16 protein-coding genes are annotated in these 21,560 nt (G+C 59.3%); 9 read left to right on the top strand and 7 right to left on the bottom strand.

The features are described from left to right. Positions 1-3: 3 nt before the first annotated feature. The 3 genes from tpiA to ACILSO_RS02975 form a co-directional block, all read right to left on the bottom strand. The gene (gene tpiA / locus ACILSO_RS02985; protein WP_395735878.1) at positions 4-804 is read right to left on the bottom strand and encodes a triose-phosphate isomerase; all 801 of its coding nucleotides are present in this window, start codon (positions 802-804) and stop codon (positions 4-6) included. 111 nt (positions 805-915) lie between these two features. Beyond that, complete coding sequence (locus tag ACILSO_RS02980) at positions 916-2,130, bottom strand: phosphoglycerate kinase (RefSeq protein ID WP_395735877.1); 1,215 nt, start codon at positions 2,128-2,130, stop codon at positions 916-918. Between the two features lie 121 nt (positions 2,131-2,251). Next, positions 2,252-3,181 (bottom strand): LysR family transcriptional regulator, encoded by a 930-nt coding sequence (locus ACILSO_RS02975; protein WP_395735876.1) that lies wholly within the window; start codon positions 3,179-3,181, stop codon positions 2,252-2,254. Positions 3,182-3,331: 150 nt separating this feature from the next. On the opposite strand from ACILSO_RS02975, the gene ACILSO_RS02970 reads away from it, so the two are divergent. From ACILSO_RS02970 to ACILSO_RS02960, 3 genes are read left to right on the top strand one after another with little or no spacing between them, the layout of a single operon-like run. Further along, entirely contained in the window at positions 3,332-4,447 is a 1,116-nt protein-coding gene (locus ACILSO_RS02970; RefSeq protein ID WP_395735875.1) for an efflux RND transporter periplasmic adaptor subunit, read from the top strand. Positions 4,448-4,454: 7 nt separating this feature from the next. After that, positions 4,455-7,637 (top strand): efflux RND transporter permease subunit, encoded by a 3,183-nt coding sequence (locus ACILSO_RS02965; RefSeq protein ID WP_395735874.1) that lies wholly within the window; start codon positions 4,455-4,457, stop codon positions 7,635-7,637. Beyond that, the gene (locus ACILSO_RS02960; RefSeq protein WP_395735873.1) at positions 7,624-9,018 is read left to right on the top strand and encodes an efflux transporter outer membrane subunit; all 1,395 of its coding nucleotides are present in this window, start codon (positions 7,624-7,626) and stop codon (positions 9,016-9,018) included. The genes ACILSO_RS02965 and ACILSO_RS02960 overlap by 14 nt, the downstream gene beginning before the upstream one ends. 60 nt (positions 9,019-9,078) lie before the next feature. On the opposite strand, the gene ACILSO_RS02955 is transcribed toward ACILSO_RS02960, so the two are convergent. The 4 genes from ACILSO_RS02955 to ACILSO_RS02940 all read right to left on the bottom strand — a co-directional run bounded on the left by ACILSO_RS02955 (position 9,079) and on the right by ACILSO_RS02940 (position 14,783). Then, complete coding sequence (locus tag ACILSO_RS02955; RefSeq protein ID WP_395735872.1) at positions 9,079-10,005, bottom strand: anti-sigma factor domain-containing protein; 927 nt, start codon at positions 10,003-10,005, stop codon at positions 9,079-9,081. Then, the gene (locus ACILSO_RS02950; protein ID WP_395735871.1) at positions 10,002-10,568 is read right to left on the bottom strand and encodes a sigma-70 family RNA polymerase sigma factor; all 567 of its coding nucleotides are present in this window, start codon (positions 10,566-10,568) and stop codon (positions 10,002-10,004) included. The genes ACILSO_RS02955 and ACILSO_RS02950 overlap by 4 nt, the downstream gene beginning before the upstream one ends. Before the next feature lie 115 nt (positions 10,569-10,683). Continuing rightward, a complete protein-coding gene (locus ACILSO_RS02945) occupies positions 10,684-13,854 on the bottom strand; it encodes a UvrD-helicase domain-containing protein (protein WP_395735870.1) in 3,171 nt (1,056 codons plus the stop codon). Positions 13,855-13,901: 47 nt separating this feature from the next. Continuing rightward, positions 13,902-14,783, bottom strand: a complete 882-nt coding sequence (locus tag ACILSO_RS02940; RefSeq protein WP_395735869.1) for a DMT family transporter — start codon at positions 14,781-14,783, stop codon at positions 13,902-13,904. 365 nt (positions 14,784-15,148) lie between these two features. Between ACILSO_RS02940 and bamA the strand changes: the two genes are divergently transcribed. The 6 genes from bamA to ACILSO_RS02910 all read left to right on the top strand — a co-directional run bounded on the left by bamA (position 15,149) and on the right by ACILSO_RS02910 (position 21,547). Further along, entirely contained in the window at positions 15,149-17,389 is a 2,241-nt protein-coding gene (gene bamA / locus ACILSO_RS02935) for an outer membrane protein assembly factor BamA (protein WP_395735868.1), read from the top strand. A gap of 59 nt (positions 17,390-17,448) precedes the next feature. Continuing rightward, the gene (locus ACILSO_RS02930) at positions 17,449-18,081 is read left to right on the top strand and encodes an OmpH family outer membrane protein (protein ID WP_395735867.1); all 633 of its coding nucleotides are present in this window, start codon (positions 17,449-17,451) and stop codon (positions 18,079-18,081) included. Between the two features lie 83 nt (positions 18,082-18,164). After that, a complete protein-coding gene (gene lpxD, locus ACILSO_RS02925; RefSeq protein ID WP_395735866.1) occupies positions 18,165-19,226 on the top strand; it encodes a UDP-3-O-(3-hydroxymyristoyl)glucosamine N-acyltransferase in 1,062 nt (353 codons plus the stop codon). A gap of 75 nt (positions 19,227-19,301) precedes the next feature. Then, entirely contained in the window at positions 19,302-20,528 is a 1,227-nt protein-coding gene (gene trpB / locus ACILSO_RS02920) for a tryptophan synthase subunit beta (protein WP_395735865.1), read from the top strand. A 9-nt stretch (positions 20,529-20,537) separates the two neighbouring features. Further along, positions 20,538-21,257: a hypothetical protein gene (locus tag ACILSO_RS02915; protein WP_395735864.1), complete on the top strand. Its 720-nt coding sequence runs from the start codon at positions 20,538-20,540 to the stop codon at positions 21,255-21,257. 41 nt (positions 21,258-21,298) lie between these two features. Further along, a complete protein-coding gene (locus tag ACILSO_RS02910; protein ID WP_395735863.1) occupies positions 21,299-21,547 on the top strand; it encodes a hypothetical protein in 249 nt (82 codons plus the stop codon). Positions 21,548-21,560: the final 13 nt, after the last annotated feature.

Genomic DNA, 21,560 nt, shown 5'->3' with positions numbered 1-21,560 from the left:
GCTTTAGGCGTTAGCGTTTGCCCAATCAATGGCAGCGCGGCAGATTTCCCAGAAGCTTCCGGGCTCCATGCTGGCTCCGCCAACGAGTGCACCATCCACATCCTTCTGGCTGATCAGCTCGGCCATGTTGCCCGGCTTTACGCTGCCGCCGTACTGAATGCGAATCTTGGCCGCAACGTCTTCGCCGAACAGTTCGCCCAAAACCTGGCGGGTGAAGGCGTGAGCTTCCTGAGCCTGCTCAGGGCTGGCGGTGCGTCCGGTGCCGATGGCCCAGACAGGCTCGTAAGCGATGACACAGTCGGTGATGCGGCGGGGCCCGACCTCGGCGAGGGATTCGCGGAGCTGGCTGCCAAGAACGTCTTCGATCTGGCCATTGTCACGCTCGGCGAGAGTTTCGCCAATGCAGAGAATCGGGTGGAGGCGGGCTTCCAGGGCGGCCAGCACCTTGGCATTCACGATGGCGTTGGTTTCACCGTAGATGCTGCGGCGTTCGCTGTGGCCGAGGATGACGTGCTTGCAGCCGCACTCCTTGATCATGCGAGCACTGATCTCTCCGGTGAATGCACCGGCGGTGTGCTGGCTCATGTTCTGCGCGGCCAGTTCCACGCTCTGCTCACGGGCAGCGACGAGGGTGTTGTTGGCGCGCTCCAAGCTGACCGCCGGCGGAGCCACGACGATCTGCACCGGAATTTTGTCCGGAACAAGGCGGGCGAAGGACCGAAGGAAATCGTCCGACTCCTGAGGAGTCATGTGCATTTTCCAATTGGCGGCGATGATGGGTTTGCGGAAGTGGACGAAGGGCATGGGGAAGAGAAGAAGTTAACAGTAGTTTACAGTGGTTGACGATTGTTGACGGTGGTTTGGGGAACAATTGTCAACCATCGTCAACAACCGTAAACCACCGTCAACGTTAGGTCATTTGTCTTTCAGGCAGGCCACGCCGGGGAGGACTTTGCCTTCGAGGAGTTCGAGGGAGGCGCCGCCGCCGGTGGAGATGAAGGTCATCTTGTCGCCAAGCTTGGCTTTTTTCACGGCCTTCACGCTGTCGCCGCCGCCGATGATGGTCTTGGCGCTGGAGTTGGCGGCCACGGCTTCGGCCACGTCGAAGGTGCCCTTGGAGCTTTCCTTGATTTCAAAGACGCCCATGGGGCCATTCCAGATGACGGTTTTCGCTTTGGCGATCTCTTCGGAGAAGAGCTTCACAGACTCAGGACCGATGTCCACGCCTTCCCAGCCGTCCGGGATGCTTTCGCCTGCGGCGGTGAACTTGGTGTTGCCGAGTTTCTTGGCGTCGAAATCAAAAGCGTCCGTGATCATGGCGTCCACGGGGATAAGGATCTTCACGCCGCGCTCCTTGGCCTTGTCGAGGGCTGCCTGGGCGATCGGCTCCCACTCGGGCTTGTAGAGGCTTTTGCCAATGGAGATGCCTTCGACGATCTTGCGGAAGGTATAGGCCATGCCACCACCGATGATGATGGTGTCTGCCTTCTCAAGCAGGCGGTTGATGACGCCAATCTTGTCATTCACCTTGGCTCCGCCGAGGATCACCACGAAGGGTCGCTCGGGGTTTTCGAGTTCGTCGTGCAGCCAGGTCAGCTCTTTCTCCATGAGGAGGCCGGAAACGGCAGGCAGGTAGTCGGCAATGCCGGCGGTGGAACTGTGGGCGCGATGAGCGGAGCCAAAAGCATCATTCACAAAGATCTCTGCCAGATCGGCCATGCCCTTGGCGAGTTCAGGATCGTTCTTTTCTTCACCAGCATGGAAGCGGGTGTTTTCGAGCAGAAGCACGTCGCCATTGCCGAGGGCAAGCGCTTTGGATTTCGCCTCTTCTCCGACGCAATCGCTGGCAAAGGCGACTGGCCTGCCAATCAGGGCGCTCAACGCGGGGGCCACCGGGGCGAGGCTCTGTTTGGGGTCGGGCTTGCCCTTCGGGCGTCCCAGATGGCTGGCGAGAATGATTTTGGCGCCTTTTCCGATCAGAAACTTGAGGGTTGGAAGCGTTTCCTGGATGCGGGTGGCATCGGTGATGACCATCTGCCCGTCCTTTTCTTCCAGCGGCACATTGAAATCGACGCGCACAAAAACGCGTTTTCCGGCAAGGTCGAGGTCACGAATGGTCTGCTTGGGCATGGTATTTTTTGATGGGGGTAAAACAGGCCGCGAGGCGGCGGGGGGCCGGATTCCTAGCACAGAGCGTGCTCGTTGCGCATGCAATTTTTTGCGACAGAGCCGCAAAGAGTAGGCGCACCACCTATCGTTCGTTCAAATCAAGCCGGTGGATTTCAAGGGGGAGTTCCTGCTCCAGGAACTCGATCAGACTTTTCACCCGCTGCGGCAGGTGCTCGTGGGCGGCGTGGGCGATCTGCAGATCGATGGGGGCCAGATGCCAGTCGGGGAGCAGTTGCAGGAGCCGCCCTGCCTTGATGTCCCGAGCCGCCATCCACTCCGGCAGGATGGTAAATCCAGCGCCCTCGATCGCGGCCTCTCGCAACGCGGTGACCGTGTCCAGAAGCATGGCGGGAAGGAGTTTGAGGTTTTTGATCTGCCTGGCGCGCTCCAGATCAACGCGGTCCCGTGAATAAAAATGGGGCTGCAAAATCCCGAGCCAGGGCAGAAGCTTCAGGTCATCCGGCCGTACGGGCGAGGGGTGGCTTGTCAAAAGAGACGGAGCTGCGACGAGCCGCCGGTTGAGCTGGGCGATCTTGCGGATCGTCACCCGCCGGTCCGTAGGCGCGCCCACCATGATGCCACAGTCGAAGCCTTCCTTGATGAACTTGGTGGGGCGATTGATGAGGTGCAGTTCCGTGGTGACGTCCGGGTGAAGTTTTTTGAACCTTGAGAGCACCCGCGAGACGATCCACTGCCCCACATCAACCACGGAAACCATGCGCAGGTGTCCGCGCAGGGCGCGGCGTTCCGTGCGCAGCCGGCTGCCCATGCGGTCTGCCAGCGTGAGCAGCTCCCGGGCGTCTGCCAGCACGATGATCCCTGCCGCAGTCAGGCTCATGGCGTGCGTGTCCCGGCGCAGGAGTGGCGCGCCGATCTGCACCTCCAGAGCCGCCAGGTGCCGGCTGAGCGTGGGTTGAGACATGCCCAGAACTTTGGCGGCACGAGAGATGCTGCCAGAGTCTGCAATCTGCACAAATTCACGGATTTGCTGGAGATCATTCAGATTGGTCATGCAGTTATGGTATAACCGATATGTTCACAATGTCCTATTTTAGATGCAGACATGTTCGTAACTCTGACCATGCAACGCGCACTGCTTTTCCCAATTTTCCTCATATCAACGTGGAGGCATGCCGCGATGGGACTGCTGGTCCTTACTTCCATGACCGCCTGCAAACGTGAATCCGGAGCGCCGGGAGCGGGGCCTCAGAGTTCGATTCCGGAAGTGACAGCGGCCAAGCCGATCGCCAAACGGCTCAAAGACTGGGATGAATTTACCGGCCGGCTGACCTCACGGGAGCGCGTTGACATTCACGCTCGGGTTTCCGGATATGTGACGGAAGTCAGTTTCAAGGAAGGCACGGAGGTGAAAGCAGGCGATCTGCTGTTCACGATCGATCCAAGGCCCTATCAAGCGATCGTGGAGAGGGCGGAGGCGATGCTGGCGCAGGCAAGGACGACCGCAGAACTGGCGGGAGTCGAGGCCAAGAACGCCACCGCATTGCGCCAGGGGCAGGCCATTTCGGCAGAAGAGTCGGAGCGCCGCCTCAAAAGCGCTGCGGGGGAGCAGGCCGGGGTACGAGGAGCGGAGGCTGCGCTGCGTGCGGCCAAGCTCGACCTGGAATTTACCCAGATCCGCGCACCGATCAGCGGGCGCATCAGCGATGCTCGCGTGACCGAGGGCAACCTCGTCAGCGGGGGTACGCAAAACGCCACCCTGCTGACCACGATCGTGGCGCTGGACCCCATTTACTGCGAGATCGAGGCGGATGAACGCTCCGTGCTGAAGTACCGCGAGATGCATAAGTCGGGCGAGAGGGTGAGCGCCATGTTTGAACGCATTCCCGCAGAGATGGCGCTGATCAACCAGGAGGGCTGGCCGCACCATGGAGAAGTCGATTTCGTGGACAATCAGATCAATCCCGCCACGGGCACGATCCGCGCCCGTGCCGTGTTTCCGAATGCCGACCACCTGATGGCGCCCGGGTTCTTTGCGAAAGTGAGGATCCCCGGCAGCGGGGAATACGACGGACTGCTGATTCGTGATTCCGCCGTGGGAGACGACCAGGGCAGCAGCTTTGTGTGGGTGCTTGATGAGAAGGACAAGGCAGTTTACCGCCCCATCGTTCTCGGGCCACTGCTGGATGGCATGCGGGTGGTGCGCAGCGGACTGAAAGCGGAGGACCGGGTGGTGGTGCTCGGCCTCATGAGCGTGCGCAACGGCGTACAAGTGAAGCCCACGATGACGGACATGCAGCCCGCAGCGCCCACCAAGTAACACCCCAATGAATTTCGCGCGCTTTTTTGTGAACCGGCCCATTTTTGCGGCTGTTCTGAGCATCGTCATCACCATGCTGGGCTGCCTGGCCTATGTGGCGCTGCCGATCGCTCAATACCCTGAAGTCATTCCCCCTACCGTAGTGGTTTCGGCCACTTACCCCGGCGCGGACGCACGCACCCTGGCGGAGACCGTTTCCACCCCTCTGGAGCAGGAAATCAACGGGGTGGAGAACATGCTTTATTTGTCTTCATCGTCCACGAGCGACGGTCGTGCGCAGATCACCGTGACTTTCCGTCTCAACACGGATCTGGATGAAGCGCAGGTGCTGGTGCAGAACCGTGTGAACAGCGCCGTGTCCCGCCTGCCGGAAGAGGTGCGCCGCCTGGGAGTCAATGTGAACAAGCGCTCGCCTGACCTCACGCTCTCGGCTCAGTTCTACAGTCCCGACGGCTCGCGTGACGTCTCCTATCTCAGCAACTATTGCACGCTGCAGATTCAAAACGAACTGGCACGTATTCCTGGGGTGGCGGAGGCATCGGCACTGGGGGGCCTGGATTACTCGATGCGAGTCTGGCTGGACCCAGAAAAGATCGCAGGCCTGGGACTGACCGCAGGGGACATCGTGCGTGCGATTCGGGAGCAAAACGTGCAGGTGGCGGCCGGATCGCTAGGCCAGCCGCCGGCAGCGGAAGGTTCAGAGTTTCAATACACCCTCACGGCACCGGGGCGGCTGAAGAAAGCTGCCGAATTTGGCGACATCGTGCTGAAAACCGGGAAGCAGGGAGACGTGGTGCGCCTGGCCAATGTGGCCCGCATCGAGCTCGGTTCGCGTGACTACTCCAGCCGCACCTACATGGACGGGTACAATGCGGTGTCTCTCCGTGTCTTCCAGCTCCCTGGCAGCAACGCCATCGCCACCGCTGACGCCGTTTACGCTCGTCTCAACCAGCTCAAGGAGCGCTTTCCGCCGGGTGTGGATTACAAGATCAACTACGATACCACCAAGTTTGTGCGCTCCTCGATCAAGTCGGTGCTGCACACGCTGATGGAGGCGATCCTTCTGGTCGTTTTCGTGGTCATCATTTTCCTGCAAAGCTGGCGGGCATCCATCATTCCGCTTCTGGCGGTTCCCGTGTCGCTCATCGGCACACTGGCCGTGATGCAATGGCTGGGCTTTTCGCTCAACAATCTCTCCCTGTTCGGCCTGGTGCTGGCCATCGGCATCGTGGTGGATGACGCCATCGTCGTGGTCGAAAACGTGGAGCGCAACATTGCCAAAGGGCTGTCTCCACATGAGGCCTCCATTCAAGCCATGAACGAGGTGAGCGGCGCTGTCATCGCAGTGGCGCTGGTGCTGTGCGCAGTGTTTGTTCCGACGGCGTTCATCAGCGGCATCACCGGGCAGTTCTACCGGCAGTTTGCACTCACGATCGCGGTTTCCACCGTGATCTCAGCCTTCAATTCTCTTACGCTCAGTCCGGCGTTATGTGCCATTCTGCTGCAGCCGCATGGGGTGCAGCCAGACCGGTTCACGCGTGTTTTGAACTTCCTGTTTGGCTGGTTTTTCCGCGGTTTCAACCGCGTGTTCCAGTTTGGTTCGGATCTCTACGCCGGACTGGTGGGCAAGCTCATTCGCCTGGCCGTGCTGGTGCTGATCGGATACGGTGCCTTGATCGGTCTTGCAGGAAAGCTGTTCCGAGATGTGCCAGGCGGGTTCATTCCCGCCCAGGACATGGGTTATGCCATTGTTCTGGTGCAGCTGCCGGATGCCGCAGCCTTTGAACGAACGGACGCGGTGGTTCGCAAGATGGACGCCATGGCGCGGGAGATTCCCGGCATCGCCCACACTTTTGCCATCTCCGGCTACTCCTCGGTCCTTCAGGCCAATCAGCCGAACGTCGGCGCAGCGTTCCTGGTTTTCGATGATTTCGCCAATCGCACGGCCCCCGAACTTAAAGGTGACGCCCTGCTGGCTGTGATCCGCAAAAAATTTTCCACCATCCAGGAGGGACGGGTGCTGGTGCTGCCTCCGCCGCCTTTGCGCGGTCTGGGCAATGCCGGCGGCTTCAAAATCCAGGTGCAGGATCTCAACAACGCAGGCCTGCCAGCTCTGGAAGCGGCGACTCAAAAACTGCTGGCCGCCGCGCAGCAGGAGCCGGGGCTGATCTCGCTCATCACTGGCTTCCGCGCCAGAAGTCCGCAGTTTAAACTGGAGATCAACCGTGCCCAGGCCAAGACCATGGGCGTTTCTCTGGCAGATCTGAACGAAGCTCTGCAGGTGTATCTGGGGTCCGTTTACGTGAACGACTTCAACCTCTTTGGACGCACCTACCAGGTGACCGCACAGGCTGAGCCCGCATTCCGCAAAGACCCGGCAGACATTGCCCGCATTAAAATCCGCAATCACAACGGTGACATGGTGCCCCTGGGCGCACTCGTCAAAGTCGTCAAGACCGGCGGAGCGGACCGTGTGCAGAGGTACAACCTCTACTATTCCGCCGACATTAATGGAAACACGCTTCCCGGCGTGAGTTCTGGTCAGATGATCGAAAAGATCGAGCGGCTGGCCAAGGATAACCTGCCCGCTGGTTTTGCCATTGAATGGACCGACCTCACCTACCAGCAAATTCTGGCAGGCGACACGCTGATTTACATTTTCCCGCTGTGTGTCGTCTTTGTGTTTCTGGTGCTGGCCGCGCAGTATGAGAGCTGGAGCATGCCCATGGCGATCATTCTGATCGTGCCCATGTGTCTGCTGTCTGCCATCGGCGGCGTGTGGTTGCGGGCGCAGGACAACAACATCTTCACGCAGATCGGCCTGGTGGTGCTGGTGGGCCTGGCGGCCAAAAACGCCATTCTCATCGTGGAATTTGCCAAACAGCTGCAGGATCAAGGAATGGACCGCGTGCTTGCTGCTGTGGAGGCCTGCCGCCTGCGGTTGCGCCCCATCCTGATGACCAGTTTCGCTTTCATTCTCGGGGTGCTGCCGCTGGTGCTGGCCACCGGCGCGGGTGCGGAAATGCGCCAGGCGCTGGGCACGGCGGTGTTTTTCGGCATGATCGGTGTCACCCTGTTTGGCCTGCTGTTCACTCCGGTATTTTATGTCATTCTCCGAGCCTTTGTTGAACGTCGTGAACGCCGGCGTCAGACTGCCGCCCATTCCACCACGCTTCATGAAGCCCATTAAATCTTTTCTGCTCCTCCTTTGCCTGGTTTCCAGCTGCAATGTGGGGCCACGCTTCATCAAGCCGCAGCCCAAAATGCCAGCCGAGTTCGCATCCAAGGGAGGCGCGGCACGTGCCGAGGCCGTGGATGCCGCTTGGTGGCGCAAGCTTAATGACAGCACGCTGAACGAACTGGTGGCGCGCGCAGCCGCCCAAAACCGGGATCTGGCCGCCGCACGTTCACGGCTGCTGGAAGCGCGTGCTTTGTGGCGCGAATCCAACTTCAACTACGCGCCGACCGTGACCTTCGGCACCACCTACGAAAACACACGCAACGGCGCGACCTCGTTTTCTGGTCTGCGCACTCGTGACTTCGAGCTGTACCGGACGGGTTTCGACGCCGACTGGGAGCTCGATTTCTTCGGGCGCATCCGCAATTCTGTCAAAGCTGCCAAGGCGAACTCAGGTGCCATGGATGCCAACCTGCACGACCTGTTGATCTCGCTGGAGTCGGAGATTGCAATCAACTATCTGGAACTGCGTGGCGCGCAGGCGCAGCTGGCCGTGGCAAACGAAAACGCGGGCAATCAGTCCGATGCTCTGCACATCGCCGAGGCCTCGCTCAAGGGAGGACGCGGCACGCAGCTCGATGTCGCGAGAGCCAATGCCCTTTGGAACGCCACCCTGGCGCAAATTCCCTCGCATCAGGAAAACATTGCCAAGTCGATTCATCGGATCGCGGTGCTGTGCGGGCAGAACCCCTCTGAGCTGCGCAGCCGCCTGCAAATGAGCAAAAAGCAGCCGGCTGTTCCCTCCCAGGTGGGCATCGTGAAGCCGGAAGAACTGCTGCGCCGCCGGCCTGACATTCGCGCCGCAGAGGACATCCTGGCAGCCGAAACAGCGCGCGTGGGTGTGGCCGTCGCCGATTTGTTTCCGCGGGTCAGCTTCAGCGGCCGCATCAACCTGGAAGCGGCCACGCCGTCCTACATCGCAGGCAAGCCGGGGGCAGATGCTTTCAGCTTCGGGCCACGTATTACCTGGGCTGCGTTTAATCTGGGCAGAGTCCGCCAGCAGATCGCCGCTGCGGGCAAACGGGCTGACACCGCTCTTGCGCGCTATGAGCAGACAGTGCTGCTGGCGTTGGAGGAAACAGAAAACGCCCTCACCTCTTATGACCGGGAACGAGTGAGGCTGCATCACCTCGAAGCCTCTGCTGCTTCAGCACGCGAGGCGGCGACTCTGGCCCGCAAGCGCTATCAGGATGGCATCGCCGACTTCCTCACTGTTCTGGATGCGGAGCGCGTGGCTCTCAATGCACAGAACGACATTGTGCTGAGCAGGACGCGCGTTGCGACGGCCTGGGTGAGGATTTACAAGGCGATGGGCGGCGGCTGGAATGGTTGATCCCACCTCCTGCTGATCCGGACGACAGCCGCAAAGTCTCGCGGCTTTTGCCCTAAGCAATCAGGGGCCGACGAGAACAATGGGACCTTCACTCTTGGGAACGCCCCCTTTTTTCTCAACGCTGATGGCGAATTTTGCTTCGCCGACCACATTTTCGACCGGCCTGAAGGTGGTCTTGGCGGAGCCTTTGGCATCTACAGTGACCACTCCGGCGCTGACCGGGTCGGGCTTGGTTGGATCGACGACCCAGAGCTGATAATCCTTGTCGGACTCAACCTTCGGCATTTTGTCGAGCATCACGACGCCCTGGCTGCGTTTCTGGTCCCATACCACCAGCATTTCGGTGCGGCGGTACTCCCAAACCTTGCTTTGCAGGGTGGCGATTTGAAGCTGCGACTCGGACTCCTGCTTCTTCAACTGCGCCACTTCGGCGGCAAGTTTGGCAGATTCCGCCCTGGTCTCTGTCTCGCGTTTGCGCAGTGAATCAATCTCGTTGGAAAGCGCCAGTTTTTGCGCTTCAAATTCATCGCGGCGCTTTTTGAGCTCTTCTTCCAAGGTGCGAGCCTTGGCTTTGCCATCATCCACCACCGGAGTGACCGGGGCGTTTACCGGGGCCATGGCGCGCGATGCAGCCTCAAGCTGCTGGATCATGCCCGCCCGTTGCTGCCACAGCCAGACCGAAGCCACGGCAAAGGCCGCAGCCAGCGCCCAGCCCGTGCTGCCGATGACAAAGCCGCGGGAGACACCAGCGCCTTTCACCCCTGTGGCACGCATCTTGGCGCGGATGCGTTTCTTCATGTTTGACGGAGGCTCCACCGGCTTCACCAAATAGCCAAGCGAAGCAGTCGTTTGATCCATGTCCGCGCAAAGTGCGCGCACATCTTTGTCGCGCGCAATCGCACCATCCAGAGCACGCTTTTCGTCGTTCTCCAGCATGCCGAGCGAATTCATGGCGGCCAGTTCTTCAAATCGCTCTTCGTCCATCATGCGCCTCCTTTCAAAAGATCGCGCAGACGCAGGAGCCCGCGGCGAATGTTGGTCTTCACTGTGCCAAGAGGAATTCCGAGCGACTCGGAAATCACATGATGAGTCAGTCCTTTCAAAAAGGCGAATTCGATCAGCTGGCGCTGTTCGTTGGGCAGTTCGTTCAAAGCTTCGCGAACGACCATGCCGCGCTCGGCCGCCTCCACTTCTTCAGCTGTGCTGGCATGAACGGAAGCAGCGAGAGTCGTGTGCTCCAAGGTGGCGCTGTCCACCAGCCGGTTGCGACGGCCCAGCATGCGCATGCGGTCGATTGCCCTGTGACGGAACAGCATCACCGCCCAGGTGAATGCCTTGCTGCGCTCCGGGTCAAAAGACGAAGCACGCTCCCACAGCTGCACAAAACCATCCTGCAAAACATCTTCAGCCTCACGCTCGTCATGCAGCATCTGGCGTAGAAGACCGAAGATTCGAGGGGCGATCCGATCATAGAGATGCTCGAACGCACGCGCGTCTCCGCGTCCAGCACGCTGGAGCAGATCTTCTTCGTTAAGTTCAGGCTGGCTCATGAAAGTTTCGGAAGCAGGAGACGCCAAAAAAGCGCCAATGCGCGGATTCCATGGCAGAGCTATTGCGGTCACACAAGTTTTTGCGTCAGCAAACAGCGCCTGGATTCAAAAAAAGTCATTTTACGTCCACCAGACAGCAGGTTCGGGTGAAAAGCAGAGCCGACTCGATCCGCTCCATTTCAAGACCGGAAAGCCGCGCCAGCGCCTGACGATAAAGCAGCAGCTGCGGACGATAGCCCGCGACTTTTTCGGCCAGGGATTCCGCATCAGGAACCTCATCCGTCTTAAAATCAATCAGTCGCACCGAGTCATGCCGGACCACCACACGATCAAAAATGCCGCTGATCCAGCTTCCCTCATGGATCAGGTCAAAGGGCCGCTCGCGCCATGCCTGGGCATCTGCCGACGGCTTGGAAAAGGCATGCAGCGCCGCCGGGGAATTCAAGACGCCGCGCACCATCGCCAGCGCCTGTTCTTCAATCTTCTCTCCCCGCAGCAAACCGGAGCTCTGCCAGCGTGATTCGAGTTCAGAAAAGCTTGATGTGGAATTCCACCACTCGACCTGGGCCAGCAATTCATGGACCAGATTGCCCAGTCTGCGCCCCGGTTCGCGGCCAGCGCTGAACAACATGCTGCCCTTGACCTTGAAATCTTCCTCGCCGGAGGGCGTCACACGTCTGGCCAGTGGCTGAAACTCCCGCAGCAGCTCTCCCAGCGGGTGAGACAGCCCGGGAAAAGCGGTGGGCTGGGACGGCGATCCTTTGGCCGGCACAAACCACCCGGCATCCCCAATCTGCCACTCCGTTAAATAAGCCGCGCATTCTTCCACTGCGCCCGCCGCACCGAGCATCCGCCGCAAAAAAAGCGCTTCTTTCACGGACGATTCCTGCGATTTCGGAGGCGGCTGCGCAATCATGTACAATCCGCGTTTGGCCCGCGTCATCGCGACGTATAGGCGGCAGAGAGACTCGAAAGCCGAGTGCTGCCTGGAGGTCTCCAGTTCTTCTTTTAACGAGTCGTGCAAAGGCGCAAAGATGCGCGGCGGCTCCTGCAGCACCCACGAGATGCCCTGTGCACTACGGTTTACAATCAATGAACGCCGCCGCACGTGATCCATCGCATCCCCGTTCAAATCCGGAAGGATGACCACGTCAAATTCCAGCCCCTTTGCCTTGTGCACGGTCATCACCTGCACTGCACTGGCAGCGCCGCGCACTTGCATGGGCATGTCACGGGCGAATTTCAGGAAGGCATCGATGTCCCGGGAGCCGGCGGCATCAAACTCTGCGGCCATTTCACCGAACTGGCGAAGCCGCAGTTCGTGAAACGCATCCATCTTTGGCAGCAACGCACGGAGATGCCGTGTCCACACCTCCGTAAACCCGACCATGCCATGCTCGAACACGGATTCGCGGACGTGGTGGCAGGTCAGCTGCCATCCCTCATCCGCAGATTCGATTCGCTGCCACAATGGCGTCATCTTCAGATGCTCCAGCGCCAGCGTGTCACCAGGATGTGCGGCAAGCTGAAGCAGCGCGAGCAAGGCCAGCGTCACCGCATTGTCGGTGGCTGGAAAAAGCTGAGATTCGCACACGACCTCCATGCCCGTCGAGGCCCGCAGTTCCTCGGCGATGGCATTGGCGCTCTTGTTGCCGCGCACCAGCACCGCACAGGTCAGTCCGCGCTCCAAAGGCCGGATCTCATTCAAGAGAGCGGTGACCACAGGGGTGGTCGAGGGATTGCGAACACCATCCTCGACAGGAACGCTCAGGAGCGCCGTGTAACCGCTGAGCCGCAGATGGCGCGCTTCCGCTTCGTGACTCTGGAAAGCAAATCCCTTCGTGCAGCCAGGGAGCAAAGCTTCGATGCCCGCCTTGTTGCCAAACACGGCATTCACCGCATCCAGCACGGCAGGGGCACTGCGGAAGGACTTGCTCAGCGTCTCAGGAGCCAGGCCGTCTGCTCCATGATGGGGCCATTCCCGCAGCACATCCTCAAAAAGGCCCGGCTCCGCCTGACGCCAGAGATAAATGGACTGCTTGGGATCTCCCACAGCATAGAAACTGCGCCTGCCGGAATCATCCTGGAGCACTTCATCCACCAGTCCGCGCACCACATTCCACTGCACACGGCTGGTGTCCTGGAACTCATCGAACAGCCAGTGATCATATCGCCCGTCGAGCCGGAACCAGAGGTCGGCGCTTTCGTCATCCGCCCACTCTTCGCCTTCGGCCGTCGCCGTTGCCAGCAGACGCTGCACGTCGGCAAAGGACAGGCGGCCACGTGAGCGCACACGGCGGGAATACTCAGCTTCATACAGCTCCATGAGAGCCGCCATCCCCTGTGTGCGCTGCGACCGGCATCTCAGCTCATTGTTCACGATCGCCTCTGCCACACGAACCCATGCTCGGGCAGCAGGGCCTGAGACAGGGTTTTTACCTCCCCCCCAGGTCACCATGGCGTTTCCCGAGCGCAGCTCACGCCAGGACGCCGCCGATTTTTTCAGGAAGTCCTCCACCCGGTCCTCCGGCTTTTTGCCGGGCTCCAGCCGCGGAGCTTCCAGGAGCAGTTCCTCCATGAAGCTGGCGCTTTTGGGCCTTGCAGGAACAAAATGATCTTTGAGATCCTCCAAGGCAGAAGCGAGGTCATTGGACTCGTCGAAGTCAAGATCGGACGCAGTGCCCCAGCGAGAGGCGTCTCCGCTGTCAAGCCAGGTCGCGTGATGATCGTTGATCCAGGATTCAAGGCTTTCCACAGCGCTTCGCTCCTCGATGCCGAACGTCGCCTGCTTAAAACCTTCGAGCAGTGCACGCCCCGCCGCGTCATCGCGGGCGGAATGAATGCGTTCCAACAGCGCATCCAGCGCTTCCTGCCGGGCATGGGCGGCCTCGTTTTCAGCCATGACACTGGCCCCGAGCGGCAGCCCCAGCTCCAGAGGAAAGCAGGCAGTGATGTTGGCGAAAAAGCTGTCCATGGTTCCCAGCCGCAGGCGGTGAAGGCGCTGGGTGACCCTGCGCAGCAGCACCACAAACTCCGGCCAATCCGCCGGGAGTGGCGCCATGCCTTCAAAATAAATCCCCGGGGGCTCGCTCTCCTGGGAGAGCGCGGACAGGCGCTGCAGGATGCGCTGGAAAAACTCCCCCGCTGCCTTGCGGGTAAAGGTCATGGCCGCGATGCCTTCCGGAGACTGCCCGAGAGCAAGAAGATGCAGATGCCGGCGCACCAGTTGGTACGTTTTGCCGGAACCGGCGGAGGCGGAGACGAGGATGTGGCGGAGGCGGTTCAAGCGTGGTGGCGATGCAAACTCACACGGCGCATCATGTCCGGCAAGTCTCACCTTTCCGCCCAGCGCCGCACCCACGGCACCGCCAGCACCACGGCGATGATCATTCCTGCACCAAAGTAGAATCCTCCACTCATGAACTCGGAACGCCCAAAAACGAAGGCTGCCAGCAGGATGCCGTACACCGGCTCCATGTTATAGACCACATTCACCGTGAACACACTGACTCTGCGCAGTGCGTCCATAAAGCCTGCGTAGGCGGCGACCGTGCAGACGAGGGCGAGCACCCCGAGCCAAAGCGCGGAAACGGCGTCCGGCACTACCGGCAGGAAGCCTGATTCAAGAAAAGGCCGCGCCAGGAGAGCGGCCAGGCAGGCTCCCGTCATTTGGTAACAGCCCATGACACTCCAGTGTATGTCCTTGGCTACCAGCTGTTTACTCAAAGTAGCGAAGAACGCCGCCAGCACGGCAGCGCCAATGGCCACAGAAAAGCCAAGCCAGTAGCGAAACTCCACCTGATAGATAAGCCAGACGGCTCCCACCATGACTGCGCCGACGAGCAGCTCCGCGGGGCGCCACCGCCGGGAGCCATCGATCAACGGCTCAATTAGCGAGGCCCAGAGCATGCCCGTAGGCATGGCCGCCAGACACACCGATGCCGTGGCCAGCCGGGCCGACCAAAAGAACAAGACCCAATGAAGCCCCAGAATCGCTCCCACGGCGAGCATCGCCAGAACCCGGCGCCAGGCAAGCCCAAGGGGACGCTTTATGCCGCAGGCCAGCAATCCGAAACAGAAGGCCGCCACCGCCGTGCGCCACAGCACCACATCCACCGGCGGCAGGCGAATGAGCTTGCCTAAAATCGCCGTAAGCCCCCAGGCCAGCACGACGAGATGAAGCTGGAGGTAGTTGCGCAGGTTGGAGCGGGGCATGGATTGCGACAAAAATGTTTCACTGGCTGGCAGACAGGGGGCCCTGAAAGTCCGGACAAATCCGGCCCTAAGCCGAGCGAAATCTGGCCAGATGGGCTTTTATCTATCACCCCGGCCGCAAAAAACGGCAAGAAACCCCTCAGAACTTACGCCTTGACGTGGAGAGTTGAGGACGCAGTACTGCTGGCTTGTCGTGCGCCGGTCTGGGCGCGCCGTGGTCCCTTGCCTTTTTTAGTGTGTTTAATCTGCCTTTGCCTATGAATTACGGATCTTCCCTCGTGTCTCGCCTGATGCTTATTCCTGCAGTGGCTCTTGCCGTTCTGGTCGCTGCTCCGCAACTTGCCCGAGCTCAAGTTGGGTTGCCAGTGTCGTCCGCCACGAAAAAAATCGTGAAGGAAGTGGAGATCGTCATCAAGGGCGGAGTGAAACTGGATGAGAACCGCGTTCGCAGCCAGATGTCCACGCGAGTCGGCCAGCCCTTCACTGACGAATCCATGGAGCGTGACATGCGTTCGCTCTACGGCACAGGTGCCATCGAGAGCATCAACAGCCATACCGTGGACGTGGCAGGCGGAGTCAAGGTGGTGGTCGAGATCGTCGGACGCGGCGGGATCGCTGAAATCCAGTTCATTGGCAACACCGCCATCGACAAAGATAAATTGAAAAAGGAGATCGCGGTCAAAGTGGGCGACCCGCTGGACGAAAGCAAGCTGGCCGCAGCGCAGCAAAAAATCATCGATCTGTATGAGAAAAAGGGCTACGCCGACGCGAGCGGAAGTTATGAGATCATGCCGTCCGCCCGTGAGGGATATTCCACGGTGATCTTTAAAATCGACGAAGGCGCCCGCGGCATCATCCGTGACATTCTCTTCGAAGGCAACACGGCCATCAAGTCACGCGTGCTGCGTGGCAAGCTCAAATCCCAGGAGCACCACCTGTGGAACCTGTGGGGAAAAAAAGGCAAGCTGAACCACAACGATGTGCAGGAAGACATCAAAATCATTGAGATGGCTTTCAAGGACAAGGGCTTCGTCTATGCCAAAGTGACCGAGCGACGGGTCGTGCCAGTGTCCGCCAACAAGATCGACCTCGTGTATGTGATCAGCGAAGGTGCAAAATATGATGTGTCGGCCGTCAAAATTACCGGTAACACCATCTTCACCAAGGAAGCCCTGGAAGCAGGGGTCAAGGCGGAACCTGGATTCCCCTACATGGGCAGCCACATCGAGGCTGATAAGAAAATGATCCACGACTACTACGGCTCCCGTGGCTATGCAGATGCGCAGGTGGAGGCCCACATCACTGAAACGGGCGCAGGACAGGTCGCCGTGGCCTACACCATCGTCGAAGGCACCAAGTCCTACATCAACAAGGTCAACATTTCCGGGAACTCCTTCACGAAGGACGAAGTCATCCGCCGCGAACTTCCTTTCGCTCCCGGTGAAGAACTGAATACGGTGAAGATTGAAGCCGGTAAGAACCGCCTGCAAAACCTGAACTATTTCAGCGCGGTGGACACCCAAAACACCCCCACGACGGCGCCGGGTTACAAGGACGTGAACGTCACGGTCACCGAACAAAGCACAGGTACTGTGAACTTCGGCGCCGGTTTCAGCTCCATCGACAGCATTACGGCCTTCATTCAGGTCACACAGACGAACTTTGACATCAGCGACTGGAAGGATTTCCGCGGTGGCGGCCAGCGTTTCAACACCAACATCCGTGCAGGCGCGCTGCGCCGTGACGTGACCATCAGCTGGACCGAGCCTTGGTTCATGGGCCGTGAGCTTGCATTCACGGTCGAAGGTTTCTTCCATAACCTCTACTATCTCTCCAATTTCTTCAACCAGACCAACGTCGGCGCATCTGCGGGCATTCGTAAGAGGCTGGGCGAGCACTCCTATTTTGAAACCACCTACACGCTGCAGCAGATCAAGATCGGCAGCATTGCCAGTGGCGCTTCCCCTCTCATCGCTCAGGAAGCCGGGTCCTACATTCAAAGCAAGATTGACATGAACTTTGTGAACGACACGCGCGACAGTGTGTTCATCACCCGCAGTGGTCACAAGCTGGAGGCAGGAGCACTGCTGTCAGGCCTGGGAGGCAATGTTCCTGTTGTCGGTGCAAACATCGGCGGCCAGCAGTATTTCAACCTGCCGGGAGACACCATCCTGAGCTTTGAAGGAATGTTCCGCATTGTGAACAGCTGGGACAGCAAAAGGGTGCCAATCTTCGAGCGCCAGTTCCTTGGCGGTGCCAACAATCTGCGCGGGTTTGCGTATCGTCATGCAGGTCCCAAGGATGCCACGGGGGAACCTATCGGTGGCCTGACCTCGTTCTATGCTTCCACCGAATTCTCCGTTCCCGTGCACATCACCTCCAACGTGGACAAATCACCGCGTGTGGTGTTTTTCGGAGACATCGGCTCCATCGCCGGCGCCACCGGTGCCACCTCGGGAAATGGCATGATCTTCTCGGATGCAGGTATCGGTCTGCGACTTTTCCTTCCTGTTGGCCCCATCCGTGTTGACTACGCGGTGCCCATCGACAAGGACAACAGGTCAGGCAGTGGCCGCGTTCAGTTCAACATGGGCTACAAGTTCTAAAAGCCTGCGACGGACATTTTGTTTGTCTGCCCCTCCAATCCCTTTAAACTCCCACACTTATGATTCGCCGAGCGTTCTTCGCACTTCTTCTTGCCACCTGCTCCCTCCATGCAGCCGATCTTAAAATCGGCGTGATCGACATGTCCAAGGTCTTTCAGGAGTTTCACAAAACCAAATCCGCCGCGGAAAAGTACAAGGGCAATTACGAAAAGGCCGCCCAGGAAATGCAGGAACGCTCGAACCTGTACAAGAACCTGACGACTGAAGCCCAGAAGCTCCAGAAGATCGCATCGGACCCCATCATCACCCCTGAACAGCGTGCAAAATACGGCGCGGAGCTGAATGAAAAGCTCAAGGAGATCCGCTCCATGGAAATGGAAATGCAGGAGTTCGCCGAGCGCCGCCAGGCACAGCTCAAGCAGGAGGACATGCAGATTCGCAAAGGACTCTATGAAGAGATCCTTCTCGTCGTTCGTGACCGTTCCAAGGTCGATGGATATGACATGGTGTTCGACAAGACTGGCGTCAGCCTTTCCACCGTGCCGATCATCTTGCATGTGAGGGAGGGTTTCGCGACGGACCTCACAGATCAACTTATCGTTGAATTGAACAAGAATGCACCGCCTCCCGGAGCAGAGCCCAAGAAGGAAGAGGCCGCGGCTCCAGCCAAAACCGAAGCTCCCAAAAAGTAAGCCATAGCTGGCGAAGTTTCGAGGCACGCCGCAGGCACTTGCGGCGTGCCTTTTTTGTTTTACGATCAAACCGCGTCTTTGCCATGAGCAATTCCATCACCTTGCAGAAACTTGCTGAACTCGTCGGAGGAACACTTGCCGAGGGCACCCCGGAATCTGTGATCACCGGGCTGAATTCGCTCATGGAGGCCATGGAGGGGGAGGTGACCTTTTTGGGGAATGCACGTTACCTGCCCTCGCTGAAAACCACCCGTGCCACCGCCGCTTTGGTGCCGGAAGACCTTGCTACTGAAGAAGCACGGGAAGGAATCGCCCTCATCCGCGTCAAAAATCCCACGCTCGCCTTTTCCCACGCCATTCGTCACTTTGGTCCTCCAGCCGTGGAATTTGTTCCCGGCGTGCATGCGACGGCTACGGTCGCCGCAGATGTGGTTTACGACGCCAATAAAGTCTGCATTGGTCCCCATGCCGTCATTGAGGGCGGCGTGGAACTGGGTGAAGGCTGCACGATTCACGCCGGGGCCTACATTGGGCGTGGGGTGAAGGTGGGAGCCGGCTGCGTCATCCACGCCAACGCCGTGGTCAAGGAGTTCTGCGTGCTGGGCAAGCGTGTGATTCTGCACAGCGGCTCCGTGATCGGCAGCGATGGATTCGGATATGAGATGGTCCAGGGCCGGCACCAAAAAATTGACCAGGTCGGAATCGTGCAGATCGATGATGATGTCGAAATCGGCTCCTGCACCACCATCGACCGCGCCCGTTTCGGCCGCACCTGGATTGGTGAAGGCTGCAAAATCGACAACTTGGTGCAGATCGGCCACAACTGCACACTCGGAAAGCACTGCATCATTGTTTCCCAGACCGGCATCTCAGGCAGCACCCGTCTGGGCAATTACGTGACCATGGGGGGGCAGGTTGGCGTGGCAGGGCATTTGGAAATTGGCGACAAAACCATGTTCCTGGCGAAATCGGGCATCACCAAAAACATTCCCGAACCCGGAGCCTACACCGGTTATCCGGCCCGTCCGCTCATGGAGGGGCGCAAGATGCTGAGCCTTCCGGCCAAAATTCCCGATCTGCTGGAACGTGTACGTACCTTGGAGAAAAAGCTCGCAGCCCTTGAAGCAGGAACGGTCCAGGCGTGATTCACGCTCGTAACTTTGCCTGACAGCGGAGCGGACGTTGCCAACGCCCGGCCTTCAAGCTATCTTCACCTCCCCATGACCGCCGCCTCCATCCTCCCCCTTCCTGTGATGCCCGACAGCCACGGCCACTTTGGCCAGTACGGCGGCATGTTTGTGCCTGAAACACTCATGGCAGCTCTGAGTGAGCTGACGGACCAATATGAGAAGGCAAAGGACGATCCTGCATTCCAGAAGGAGCTCGACCGGCTGCTGCACGAATATGTTGGCCGCCCTACGCCGCTTTATTTTGCGGAGCGCTGGACCGAAAAACTTGGCGGCGCAAAGATTTACCTCAAGCGCGAAGACCTGCTGCATACCGGCGCGCACAAGATCAACAACGCCCTCGGCCAGATTTTGCTGGCGCAGCGCCTGGGAAAAAAGCGCATCATCGCTGAGACGGGCGCCGGACAGCATGGTGTCGCCACGGCCACCGTTTGCGCGCGCTTTGGTTGCGAATGTGTCATTTACATGGGCAAGGTCGACATGGAGCGGCAGGCGTTAAACGTCGCGCGCATGCGTTTCCTCGGTGCCAAGGTGGTTGCCGTCACCGCAGGGCAGGCCACGCTCAAGGAAGCTGTCAATGAAGCCATGCGCGACTGGGTCACCAATGTGCAAACCACGCACTACATCCTTGGTTCGGCGCTGGGCTCCCACCCCTTCCCCATGATGGTGCGAGATTTTCACCGTGTCATTGGCGTCGAAGCACGCCGCCAGATTTTGGAGCGTGAGGAGCGCCTGCCAGATCTTCTGGTTGCTTGTGTGGGTGGCGGCAGCAACAGCATCGGACTTTTCCATCCGTTCCTGGATGACAAAGACGTGCGCATGACCGGCGTCGAGGCCGGTGGCGACGGCATTATCCCAGAACGCCATGCCGCACGTTTTCAGGGCGGCCGCCTGGGCGTTCTCCAGGGCACCAAAACCTGGCTTCTGGCCAATGCTGACGGCCAGATTGAACTGACCCACAGTGTCAGCGCCGGCCTGGACTACGCCGCCATTGGACCTGAACATGCCTGGCTGCACGATCAGGGTCGGGTCACCTACAATTACGCAACCGACGAGGAGGCGCTGGCCGCCTTCCAGGAGCTAAGCCGGATCGAAGGCATCATTCCCGCCCTCGAAAGCAGTCACGCCATTGCTGAAGTTCACAAAGTGGCGCCCAAGATGCGCAAAGATCAAATCATCCTGGCAAACCTTTCCGGTCGCGGTGACAAGGACGTGGCCCAGGCAGCGCGCATGATTTTTGGCGAGGAATTGAAGTTTTGACCGCGAGTCATGAAAACGTGGTGCATCGCCCTGACTTTGCTGGCCATTGCCTGCAGAGGCGATGCTTCGGCGGAGCCTAAAACCGTCCACGTTTTCGTAGCCCTGGCTGACAATGCGAGCCAGGGCATCGCACCGGTGCCGGCGAAGATTGGCAACGGTGATGATGCTGAGGCCAATTTGTACTGGGGAGCTTCGGAAGGTTTCAAATCCATCTTTGCCCGAAGCAAATCCTGGAAGCTGGAAAAGACCGAGACCAACCCAGCTCCGGAAATTTTGGAACGCCGCAGCTACCGGCATGCCAGCCAGAACTGTGTGCTTGTGGCAGAAGCGTGGCGCGGGAAAAACATCCACCAGTGCCTCGAAGCCTTCTTCGAAAGCCTCGGGAAGCGTAGCAGTGACCTCACCGCTTTCATCGGCCACAACGGGCTCATGGACGCGCCCGTGGCAGTGTCTTCGCCTGACGCCTTGTCCAGACCTGCTGATGCGATCGTCCTGTGCTGCATCAGCGGCACGTATTTCAAAACACACCTTGCCACATTGCAGGCACGTCCGGTCCTCACCACAGAGCAGCTCATGTATCCTGGCTCGTTTCTCCTGCGGGATGCCCTCGAAGTCTGGCTGCGGAAAGGATCGCTTACGGAAATCCGCATGGCTGCCGCCAAAGCTTATGCGGCGAACCAAAACATTTCCGTCAAAGCCGCGGCGGGAGTGTTTTCCAGGCTTGAGTGATGGAGCCGGCACCTTCCAAACCTTCGGGCACGCGCGGCCGCATGAAAAGCCGTGCCATCGCCGCATGCCTTTTCGTGGCGCTCATCGCAGGCGGCATCTGGATGGTGCTGGATTCCAACAGTCCACTGGACAAGCCCAGTGCCATTGCCCGCGCCTGCGCATTGGGCCAACCTGAACCCGCTGCCTGTTCCCAACAGTGCGGTTCAGGTGGAAACCAAGGCCAGCATTTTCAGCCGCGAGTTCCCCCTTCTTTTCACCGCAAAAAGAAAAGATGGCATGACCTGGCTTGATGCTTCCCGGGCA

Origin of the sequence: Prosthecobacter sp. (genome assembly GCF_044226605.1) — a bacterium.
GTDB lineage: Bacteria > Verrucomicrobiota > Verrucomicrobiia > Verrucomicrobiales > Verrucomicrobiaceae > Prosthecobacter.
Note: the sequence above shows the minus strand (reverse complement) of the source record. Positions and strands in the feature narration are given on the sequence as shown.